This window comes from Microbacterium sp. GXF6406, assembly GCF_054798215.1.
This window is the reverse complement of record NZ_JBSJZH010000032.1, coordinates 1-9,829: the sequence shown is the minus strand read 5'-3', so window position 1 is coordinate 9,829 and position 9,829 is coordinate 1. Positions and strand designations below refer to the sequence as shown.

The window sequence follows — 9,829 nt, the reverse complement described above, 5'->3', positions numbered from 1 at the left end:
CTATGCTGTCCAAGCCGACCACGATCAGCTGGTGGGAATCAAATAGCGCGAGTCTCCATCAGACCCAGGGCGCTTCAGGTGGGAATCAAATAGCGCGAGTCTCCATCAGACCCAGGGCGCTTCAATGCATGAGTTCGCGCGGTTCTTGGGGCTGCCGGTTCTCGGCCGGATGACGTATGGGGACCTGCTCGACATCGTTGCGAACGCGCTTCGACGGTGCTCGACCGAACTGGTGCTTATCGACGATGTGCATCACCTCGACCTCAAGTACCGGCAGAACATTGAGGCCTCCGACATGCTCAAGCAGCTATCCGAGCGGTGCAGCGGCACCTTCGTCTACGCCGGGATCGCCGTAGAGGGCACCGGACTCCTGGACGGTGAACGTGGCGGGCAGATCGCTAAGCGATTCGAGGTGCACGTAGCGGTCCCTTTCCCCGCTGGAACGAAACAGGAGCAGGCGGGATGGGGCGATCTCCTTCTCGCTATGGAGAGTTCCCTCTGCCTCGCGGAGCAGCGACCAGGAGCCATCCTCGCAGGGGCGACGACGCTGCATGCGCTCACGAACGGGGAGATCGGGCTCCTCAAGGATCTCCTGCAGTTTGCAGCACTCAGAGCAATCGAGGACGGAACTGAAAAGCTCGACCTGGCGGAGTTCCAACGTGATCTCCGTCGTCGTCAGACTGTGGCAGAACTCCTGCCGAGCGCGCCCCGTCGCACGCGAGTGAGCGCCAGATGAGCCCGATTCGCCCGCTGCCGGTGCCGGTGCGCCTGTATCCGGGCGAGGCAGCAACGAGCTATTGGTCCCGGCTTTGCACAGCAAACGCCATCAGTGAGAGAGATCTCTGGCTTGCGCTCAGGCACGCGGATCGTGGGCTTCCCACTGGGGTCTCGCCGCGAGCGGCCCTCGCCTACGTGGAGGCTCTCGGAGGGCTTCGTGACGGAGCTCTCGTTCGCGACTCCGGTGGTCAGGCGTGTAGCCATGGCGGAGCGACGCGCCAAGTCGAGTGCCCGAGCTGCCGGATGATTCCCGACGCAGTGACCCTATGCCGACGATGTGCGGCAGGCGATCGGATCACAGTGGCACGAATGCATGGGCCGGTCTGCATCCGTCATCGGCGATGGCGCAACAGTGAAGGCTACGCGCCGACCGCCAGGCATCTGGCGGCCCAACGCCGTCTGAACGGATCGCTTGCTCGGCGCGGAGTCTCGTACGGGTCTTCTGAAGTCGAAGCGGCCGCAGAGCTGCTGCAGCTCAGAGCAACGCGCGATATCGACATCGAGGTTCACCCGGATCCGGAGGTTCAGCTCTTTCCCGAACGGATAGAGCTGACCGCCTTGTTGACAGACGATCGTCTCGCGAACGTCCTGATGCCGCCCGGGTGCGGCGGTCATGCGTTGGCGACGCTTTTCGACCGGCTCGTCGAGGCTCACGAGGCTGGCCTTCGGGCGTCCGAGCGGATGCTTGATGGTCTGAGGATCCAAGGCCGAGAGCTTTGGATGGGAGGATCGGCCATCCCTCTGCAAGGCGGCTGCGCGCTCACGCCCTTTGCTCAACGAGTGCTTCCGAGAGCGGCGACGATCCGCGCTCATGCACTTCGGCATCGAGTCGAACTCGCCGGGGGATGAGAGTGCGTTCTCTGCCATGCAAGGTGGTGCCACTCCCAGGAGAGACCTCCACGGGTTACCTCGGCAGGCTTGCAGACGCGAACGCGCTGGACATCACGTCGCTGGTTCACCACATCTCGCGAGAGCTTCGGGTCAAGAACCTGAGCGTTGCAAACCCGCGATTCACATTGATGACGGAAGTGCTCGGTGGGCTGGCACAGGGACATTTCGCTCGAGATCGCCCGCGATTCCTCCTCTACCGTCGTTGTCACCACGCGGGCTGGCGGCTGCAGCGTTGTGCCCAGTGCGACGTCGTCGACGGTGCTCGCGCCGCATGCATGGTTTGCAGCAATGGCAGCCCGACGCAGGTGTTCAGCAGAGGAGGCCGATACTGCGTCCGCCACCGCCGATGGCATTCCGACAGCGAAGACGAGCTCATTGTCGACGTGCGCGACTGCGTTCGCGCCGAGCAAGCGCTCTCGGGCCGTCTCTGGAGCCGCGGGGTGACGATGCATACTGGCGAGTTCGACCTCGCTGCGCGACTCATCTGCGACAGCTGGTGTGAGCATCCAGTGGCCGGGCAGCGGGTCGCCGGGCGCCTCTACGTAGCGATCGTGGATCTCCTCGTGACGCTGACCCATCCCGACGTCGCGCTCACGATGGCGGCACTTGCCGAAAGCCAACGTCGGCAGGTGGAGGGGCTGATCGGACTGGTGGTCGGCGCGGGGCGGGGGAGCAGAACGCCGGAACTGGAAGACACTGCAATCCGTGTGATCAGGGTGCATCGTGCAGCCATGTACGAGGCGCTCTGGATGCCCAAGTCAAACAAGGCAACGATCAGCAGGGCGCCGTTTGAAAAGGCTATCGCGGAGGCGTCCTTCCGAGCCAAGGCAGTGTTCCTTCGCCACGTCACGCGCTCTGGACGTCGGGATGCATTCGGTAGCCGCGCGGTGCGTGGAGCGCCATCCTCCCGCGTTGTTTCTCGACGTATCGTGCCGGGGTGGGCGGACAACGCGCCCTGGAACGCGGTGGTCATTCCCGCTCAGTCAGCGGCTCCGTAGATCGGGCGCATCGTCGGGGATCAAGTCATGCAACGCGACGCCGAGCACCTGAGCGAGGGCGAGGAGCGTGCGTAGCGTGGGATTGGCAGGATGGCCGGGCCGTGATTCGCCCTTTTCGTACTTTTGGTACGTGTAGCGTGTCAGGCCGGCGCGGTAGGCCACGTCCTCTTGGCTTAAGTGAGCGTTGTCGCGAGCAGTGCGGAGCGAAGTTGCGAAACGCTGGGCGAACGCAGCCCAATCCGCTTCGAGGTCATCGTTCCGCTGCCGCACGTCTCAAGCGTCGTGACTGTCGTGTCCGCGTATGGCCTAATCCGTATGGCATAGTTCGGGAGGCCATACGAGACAATCATCGACTTCACCGGATCGCTCCGCTCTCCTCTGCACGTGTGCTGCCGATCCCGACTTCAGACGGTCGCGTTACGGGAACGGCTCGCGTGTGCGACCGCGAAGGCGATGGCTGACATGCATGAGGCTTACCCGATCTGGTGGCGGGGAATTGCGACGCCGCCACCTGCTGAGTGGGCCTACGTGTTCGAAGACCTGACGGGTGAGGACACGGCAGACGAGTGGGCCCTGGCGGCCGCGGTGTACATCGCACAGACACGCAGACGCACGGGCGCCGGCCCGACGTTCTCCGAACTCTTCGCGTTTCTCCTCCCGGATTCGGGTGGCCTGCCAGGGCCGTTTCCGGACAACCTCCAACCGGACGAGCGACGCCTTGCGATCTCAGGATTCCGCGCTCACGCGACGATCGATTGGCGACGGCGCGGCATGATCAGCTTTGACAAGGGAGTGATGCGGAGCCTTCGTGTCGGCCGTGAGTTCCGCAAACGGTCACGTCGGCGCCAACGGACGATCGCAGTCACGTGTGGCACGCCGTCATCGCCAACCGTTCAAGAGGTACCGGCTGCCCCATCTGCGCACGCGAGCACTGGCCCCCGAACGAGGCCGCCTGCGCACTCATCGATCCCGGTGCCGGCTGATGCATGCCGTCACCACCCCGGGTCGCGATCACCGCTCGCTGTACCAGGCACGTGCGGTTGCTGACAGCTGGAAACGGTGAGAATTGGAGAGTTCCGGCAGGATGGTGGGCAAGGTCGAACTGAACGTGTTGGTCCTGGTGACCTTGTCGGCCTGGTGGCGGGAGAGGCCGTTGCCGAGGAGCAGCTCCCGCGCATGCCCGGGATCGATTGGGTCAGCGTTTGCATACTGGGTGTAGCGCGCCCCGCACTCCTGGAGGATAGCGTGCAACGTTGCGGGGCTGTCGTGAGACGCGTTGTGAACGCCGCTGTGTCCGTGCCCCGCCGCGTGGTCGTGGAGCAACCAAATCTGCTGCGCGAGGTCTTCGACGCTGATCGTCGACGTAGTCACTCCCCGAGGCACCCCGCCGAGGAGTGTGGCTGCGCTGACGAGACGGGGGATGAACCAGCGATCGCCGACCCCGTAGGTGAGGTGGGGGCGGATCACCGACCCACCCGCACCCAACACCCGCCGCTCCGCAGAGAGTCGGCTTCGGCTCGCCTCCGACGCCGGCGCCGCCGGCGCGCTCTCGCTCGTCTCGTCGTGCGTCCCGCCGCCATACACACCCGTGGTGCTGACGTACACGAGGCTCCGGATGACGAGCTCCTCCGCGATCTCGACGAGGACCCGAGTGCCTTCATCGTTGACGTGCCAGGCGTGGTCGGCATCGGAACCCACGTATGAGACGCAGTGAATGATCGAACCAGCGCCACGGGCTGCCTCTTGCAGTGCGGACCGGTCGGTGACGTCGACAGCATGGACGGGCTGATTACCCTCGGGCCGACCCCGTCGCGCGATTCTGAACGTCGGACGAGAAGATGCTTGTCGCGATACGGCGCTGCCGACGAATCCGGTCGCACCGGTGATGAGAACGGGACGAGTCATGTCACGCCCCGCACGGGAAACCTCGTAGACGCTACGCTGATGAGCTTGGAGGTGGATTGCTGATGGCTCAACAACAGCGAGCGACGGAGACCAAGGAGGCGCTGATCAATGCCGCTGCGGTAGTCTTCGGACGCCAAGGCTACCGGGCGACGACCCTCAGAGACATTACGCGGGAGGCGGCGGTCACCCAAGGGGCCCTCTACTTCCATTTCGACTCCAAGCAAGAGTTGGCAGAGGAGATCATCCGCCGCCAGCATACGATGTCGAGCGGCGCCGGAGCGTCGTTCCTCGCTTCTACCGAGTCAGGGCTTAGCAGCATCGTCCGACTGTCTGGGGAACTCGCAGCGCAGGTTCTCACCCAGCCCGTGGTGCGTGCCGGGCTGCGCCTGAGCACCGAATCCGCGGATGATCTCGCCGGGGCAGCAGCCGCGCCGTATCGAGACTGGATCGGCGCGTGCCGAATCCTCCTCGAACGGGCAGCCGCCGTCGGAGAGACACGTGAGGGCTTGGACCTGGATGCCGCTGCAGAGTTGGTCATCTCCTCGTTCACAGGTGCCCAATTCGTTTCCGCAGCGCTCACTGGAAGCGAAGATCTCCTCGAACGCCTCGAGCGAATGTGGCCCGTCCTGCTCGAGGGGTTCGTCCGTGATCCAGACCATCCCGTGCTGTCCTCGACGTCTGATCTCATCTATCAGTCGGCGGATCGCGTCGCCTGAGTGTCTGCTACACCCACGGTGGCGGACATGACCAATCGCCCATTCGAGGACACCTCGACATCGATCGAGTCTGGAATGCCAAGGCGGGCTCGGGGTAATGCCGTGACCGCCGTCAACTGCAGTTGCTCCCCGAGTTCAACGAATAGGTGGAAAGAGCCGTCGAAAGCCACCACACGGGGCGCGTTCGCCTCGGAAGTAAGCGAGGCAACCGCACACACCGCCTCGTAGATCGCCATGCCGGGGAGGTGATCCACCTCATGATCGAAGAAGAATGGATCCTCGGGGTCGACCGAAGCCGACCAACTCATGGTGCAACGCGAGGCATCAACGGTGTCGAGGCAGAGCGTGACTGGCCGGGCGCTGCGCAGCGTCGCTCGCGCTGGCTGACGCGAAGCGCTCCCCGCCCGGATCCTGCGATACACCCCCCGGCTCAGCACTCGGAGGTAGCCTTCGCCGGTCGCAATGACGTGCTCGTCGGACAGGAGCTCAAACACGCTCACGAGCGAGTGCAAGTTTCCCGCACGCGCCACGACATCCCGTGCCCTGATCCGCACAGTCGTCGGCGGGCTGTAGAGAGATCCGGCGTGGAATCGGAACGACATTCGGTCCATGAGAAACGCCCAATCGCCGGCGACACCGTGCTGCAAGTGTGCGAGCGCGATTGTTGACTGCCGAAGGGTCTCCGCTACGAATCCGGCGTCATCGAGCACAGACTTCAGTCGAGTCCGTGCGTCACGAACATCGAACACGAGACATCCGTCCGCATCGTCGCGGAACTCCCGAAGCACCACTTGATCGCCGTCGCGCTTGTGGACAAGCGAGCGATGCACCGGTTGCCAAGACCCCACGCCCGCGCGCGGCGTGGGGAGTGCCGACGCTTCCTGCAAACATGCTCGCCCTAGCATCAACGGTGGTGCATCCATAAGAAAATCGTAAGCGCTACGTTTCATCACCAACGACTCCTGTGAACTTTCAACCCGTCGAGACGCACTTTGAGCGACCGCGTGCGCGAGCTGGCTGATCCTGCTCGCTCCAGACATGGGGGACCGCGAAACAGGCCCTGCGCGCTCTTGACTCGCAACATAGTAATCACTACGTTATATCTCATTCGGCGCACACGCCGCTGGCTTCTTGCTCTTCCAGATTGGAAAGAGAAGAGATTGCGCATGACCAGCTGCGGGTATCGGCCGCGTGAAGTGTCAGTCGATTAATGAACAGAACAGATAGACTCGGAGGGTCTAAGTGAAGAAATCGAGAGCTATCGCTGGGTCGCTTATCGCGGCTGTCGGCCTGCTCGCAGCTAGCGTTCCTGCAATTGCCAATGCGGATGATGGGTTCTTGCCTGATGACGCAATGAGCGCGTTCCACCATGCCGCGCCAGCACACGTTGCCAGCGCGGTTGCGCCGGATTCGGCAAGGTCGACCCGACTGGACGATGTTGTGGCGACGGTCGCGGATCATTCGGTCACGATTCAGTCTGAATCCGGAACTCTCTCGTTGGTTGCGTTGGAGGAAACGTCGGGTGTTCGGTATCAGCCAGTCCTGATGGATGGCGGTAGCGCCTTGATTGCGGTCGTGATCGATTCCCCTTCCGCTGATAACGTTTTCGACTTCCAGGCACTCACCTCTGACGGGTCACGGGCCGAGATATTGGAGAGCGGGGCGGTGGCATTCACGGGCCCGGACGGTAGCTTCAGCGGAGGCCTCGCAACGCCTTGGGCACGAGATTCCAAGGGTAATGACGTCCCGACCCACTTCGAGGTGAATGACTCGAACGTAGTCAGCCAGTACGTGGATCTATCCAACGTGGCGACGGATGCATACCCGGTGGTGGCCGACCCGTGGCTCGGAGCGGAACTGTACGGTGGCGTCAGCGTCACGAATACTTCTCAAGGGTTCATCGTGACGACGAAGCCAAGCGCGTGGGGACGTCTGTACCAGGGTGTCGGAAATATCGGAATGTGGTGGGCTCACGCCGATGAGGTGAAGAACAAGATGCCGAATCCGGGAAACTGGAATCTTAGTCTCCAGGAACAGCTTTACTGTCACATTGCGGGGTGGCCTGTGAGTGAGAATCCTAACTACGATCTCGAGAGCTGGAAGCCGCAGGTCCCCTGGCAGCAGCAGGCGTCCAGCAAGTGCCTCAGCTACTGAGCCCTCAGTGAGGTAGGTATGAAAGTGAAGGTGCGCAGGTCGCTCAACTTGACAGTCGCTTCGATCTGTGGGCTAGGTTTAACCCTTGGTCTAGCGGCTTGCTCCATCGACTCTGCTGTCTGGGGCGCGGAAGGAGCTGCTGTCAGGGACGCAGCGCAGCAGTTCGTCAAGGCAAACATCGCTGGCGCATCGCCAGAGGTATGCGAAAGTGCGACAGCTGACCTCGGCATATCTTCGGAGTGGGCTGGCCTTGAGGTGGGAGAACCGGCGAAGTTCGCGGAGGAGCAATGGGAGGCGTACAAGGATCTAGCACCAACTTGGGTGATCAATCTGTCCTACGCACCCTCCGAGGGTGGAGTCGAGAGCAAGAGAATCCCATCCTTCCTGTTCTTCCAAGGGGATAGAAAGAACCTGTGCGTCGTCGCAGTTGAATGGGGAGACCTCGTCCCAACTCGCTAGACCTACCGGCAACCTGATTCGTCGACTTTCTCGGCGACAGCATGTCCCACGAGCGCGTCCTTCCTAGCACGGAGGAAACACGCCCGTGGGACTTGCTGTCGCACCTGAGTAGCTGCCGAAACCCCCTGCCGGAACCTGCTGCTCCGAAACCGTCCGCCCGACGTTTTGGGCAGGACATGGAAGAACCGCGATTACCGACAACTTGCGTGAGACGACCGCACTCTCGCCAGCGCACGACTTGCCCGTCTTTTCGGGGATGTCGTGTCTCAGTGACCGACAACTTTCGTGAGATCGGACACCGGTGACAGTGATTCTGTAGTTCGTGCCAATGATGTTGTGATCGAGATCCGCGAGTTCTCGCTTACTCAGCCTCACCACCGATGTCGCTGATCTCGGACTCAGTGCCATCAATTCTGCAGTCCGCCGGACAAGCAGGGGCAGAGGGGGTCAAGTCTTCTTGTGTGCCGTGTTGGCACGATGTCCGTCGTGACGGTGCTCTCTGCCCCTATGCGCGAAGGGCCTCGAGCACGTCGGTGACAGTATCTACCGGCGGGTGATCTGCTTCTAGATCGAACTCTGCAACGGCGGTCCGGTCGGCGTCGTAGGCCTCGATCTTTGCGACCGTCCCTTCGCGCCAGATCCGGGCGAACACGACCGTGGGATTCATGACGATTCCCTCGGGAGCGAGCATGCCGAAGTTGTAGAGAGTCTCTGCCCACCAATAGTTCACCGTCTGCGCCGGGGGCTCCCACTCCGCGGCCTGGTTGGCGATGACACTACGGCCCAGCGCGTTCGAGGCTGCGGATGCGATCACGTTTCGATCTGCCGAGGCCGGAACGGTGAATACCTCACCGCCGACGAGGGTGAACTCGAGCGTTTCTGGGCCGAGCAGGATCTGCCGGATGAGACCGTCGTCCGGGCGAAGGTTCTCTAAGGTCGAAGCTTCCCGGATGGCGTCGCGCCAGAGCGCGACGTCATCCGGCTGTCGGTGCGTCGTCGTCACTGGTTCAGGGCGTTCTTCACGAAATCGGGGCACTTGCCGTTAATGCCCTCACAGTACGCGGTCACCACTCCGTATGTATCCCCCTGATACGAACGGAAGTCCACGACGGTTCGCACCCAGACCGTGCGCACGACCTTGCAGTTATTCCCCCAGAAATCACACTTGACCTCCTTGGCCGCAAGTCGGTATCGCCATGATGTGCCACCGTCGGGGGTTCGTGTCGAGGCCTTCTGGGTGACGACGCGTGGGGTGCGGTACGTCAAGTTGTGCTTGGTGAGGATCTTATTGTAAGGAAGGGAACGCAACACAACTTTGCGGTTACCGAAGTCATTCCACCGGAAGAGTACGTTGTTGGTTGCCGCTGCTTGCGCGGTGGGCGCAGCCTCAACCTGCACCTTCGGTGCGCTTGAGGCTGTACCTGGGATCACCTCGATCCCGAGTTCCGCGAGATCTGCATCCGTAACAACCGAACCAACGCCGTCTCCGACGTCACCGAGAACCGAAAAGATCACGCCCTCATCATCATCGACGGTCGCGTCAGCCGGTGCACCATACTCGGACGCGGTCGCAGGGGAAGTGGTTACCAAAGCAAATGCCGCAACAATCGCGAACAACGAGAGAACAGTCTTACTGGTAGTTCTTGGCAGACGCATTGACGGTGGCCCTTTCCACGAGTTGGGATCGCCACTGCCAGGGCGCGACGACGGAAGAAATTACTTGGTAAGCGTCACCTAAGTATGACTCGCCCCGGCATGTCCGGAGAGCTGTTTGCTGGTGTCAGCCGGCTCTTTCAACCGGTTCGTTGCGAGCGTAGTCGAGTTGCTCGAGCTCGAGGGGTGTGAGGTCGTCGATGGAGCCGTGGGTGCGTTCGGTGTTGAACCAGAGCACCCAGGACGCGGTCGCCGCCTCGACCTGATCGACGTCCC

General features: G+C 62.3%; 12 protein-coding genes. 5 read left to right on the top strand and 7 right to left on the bottom strand.

The window, feature by feature from the left end; all coding sequences use genetic code 11:
* The first annotated feature begins 124 nt into the window (after window positions 1-124).
* Window positions 125-736, top strand: coding sequence for a TniB family NTP-binding protein (locus ACWAUG_RS13100; protein ID WP_460802751.1), 612 nt, complete (start codon window positions 125-127; stop codon window positions 734-736).
* Window positions 737-1,041: 305 nt separating this feature from the next.
* Here ACWAUG_RS13100 and ACWAUG_RS13095 read toward each other — a convergent pair whose 3' ends face one another.
* A complete protein-coding gene (locus ACWAUG_RS13095; protein WP_460802749.1) occupies window positions 1,042-1,482 on the bottom strand; it encodes a hypothetical protein in 441 nt (146 codons plus the stop codon).
* A 146-nt stretch (window positions 1,483-1,628) separates the two neighbouring features.
* Between ACWAUG_RS13095 and ACWAUG_RS13090 the strand changes: the two genes are divergently transcribed.
* Window positions 1,629-2,666, top strand: coding sequence for a hypothetical protein (locus ACWAUG_RS13090; protein WP_460802748.1), 1,038 nt, complete (start codon window positions 1,629-1,631; stop codon window positions 2,664-2,666).
* Here ACWAUG_RS13090 and ACWAUG_RS13085 read toward each other — a convergent pair.
* Window positions 2,652-2,936, bottom strand: coding sequence for a helix-turn-helix transcriptional regulator (locus ACWAUG_RS13085; RefSeq protein WP_460802746.1), 285 nt, complete (start codon window positions 2,934-2,936; stop codon window positions 2,652-2,654). The two genes, ACWAUG_RS13090 and ACWAUG_RS13085, sit on opposite strands and share 15 nt — an antisense overlap.
* A gap of 596 nt (window positions 2,937-3,532) precedes the next feature.
* Here ACWAUG_RS13085 and ACWAUG_RS13080 point away from each other — a divergent pair.
* The gene (locus ACWAUG_RS13080) at window positions 3,533-3,649 is read left to right on the top strand and encodes a hypothetical protein (RefSeq protein ID WP_460802745.1); all 117 of its coding nucleotides are present in this window, start codon (window positions 3,533-3,535) and stop codon (window positions 3,647-3,649) included.
* Window positions 3,650-3,677: 28 nt separating this feature from the next.
* Here the strand turns inward: ACWAUG_RS13080 and ACWAUG_RS13075 are convergent, their stop codons facing one another.
* Window positions 3,678-4,571: an NAD-dependent epimerase/dehydratase family protein gene (locus ACWAUG_RS13075; RefSeq protein WP_460802743.1), complete on the bottom strand. Its 894-nt coding sequence runs from the start codon at window positions 4,569-4,571 to the stop codon at window positions 3,678-3,680.
* 62 nt (window positions 4,572-4,633) lie between these two features.
* Between ACWAUG_RS13075 and ACWAUG_RS13070 the strand changes: the two genes are divergently transcribed.
* Window positions 4,634-5,287: a ScbR family autoregulator-binding transcription factor gene (locus ACWAUG_RS13070; RefSeq protein ID WP_460802754.1), complete on the top strand. Its 654-nt coding sequence runs from the start codon at window positions 4,634-4,636 to the stop codon at window positions 5,285-5,287.
* Here ACWAUG_RS13070 and ACWAUG_RS13065 read toward each other — a convergent pair.
* Entirely contained in the window at window positions 5,263-6,210 is a 948-nt protein-coding gene (locus ACWAUG_RS13065) for an AfsA-related hotdog domain-containing protein (RefSeq protein WP_460802741.1), read from the bottom strand. The genes ACWAUG_RS13070 and ACWAUG_RS13065 overlap by 25 nt on opposite strands.
* Window positions 6,211-6,529: 319 nt before the next feature.
* Between ACWAUG_RS13065 and ACWAUG_RS13060 the strand changes: the two genes are divergently transcribed.
* Complete coding sequence (locus ACWAUG_RS13060; RefSeq protein WP_460802739.1) at window positions 6,530-7,441, top strand: DUF2599 domain-containing protein; 912 nt, start codon at window positions 6,530-6,532, stop codon at window positions 7,439-7,441.
* A 964-nt stretch (window positions 7,442-8,405) separates the two neighbouring features.
* Here the strand turns inward: ACWAUG_RS13060 and ACWAUG_RS13055 are convergent.
* The 3 genes from ACWAUG_RS13055 to ACWAUG_RS13045 form a co-directional block, all read right to left on the bottom strand.
* A complete protein-coding gene (locus tag ACWAUG_RS13055; protein WP_175986980.1) occupies window positions 8,406-8,903 on the bottom strand; it encodes a hypothetical protein in 498 nt (165 codons plus the stop codon).
* Window positions 8,900-9,517 carry a hypothetical protein gene (locus ACWAUG_RS13050; protein WP_175986978.1) on the bottom strand — a complete coding sequence of 206 codons (618 nt, stop codon included), beginning with the start codon at window positions 9,515-9,517 and terminating at the stop codon, window positions 8,900-8,902. Before ACWAUG_RS13050 ends, ACWAUG_RS13055 begins: the two co-directional genes overlap by 4 nt.
* Before the next feature lie 163 nt (window positions 9,518-9,680).
* Window positions 9,681-9,829 (bottom strand): integrase core domain-containing protein (locus tag ACWAUG_RS13045; protein ID WP_460802752.1); only part of this gene is annotated, 149 nt, incomplete at its 5' end.

Bases quoted from the DNA above. Each gene is read 5' to 3' on its own strand.
- ACWAUG_RS13100 (WP_460802751.1), top strand. From the start codon at position 125: ATGCATGAGTTCGCGCGGTTCTTGGGGCTGCCGGTTCTCGGCCGGATG.
- ACWAUG_RS13075 (WP_460802743.1), bottom strand. From the start codon at position 4,571: ATGACTCGTCCCGTTCTCATCACCGGTGCGACCGGATTCGTCGGCAGC.
- ACWAUG_RS13065 (WP_460802741.1), bottom strand. From the start codon at position 6,210: ATGGATGCACCACCGTTGATGCTAGGGCGAGCATGTTTGCAGGAAGCG.
- ACWAUG_RS13070 (WP_460802754.1), top strand. From the start codon at position 4,634: ATGGCTCAACAACAGCGAGCGACGGAGACCAAGGAGGCGCTGATCAAT.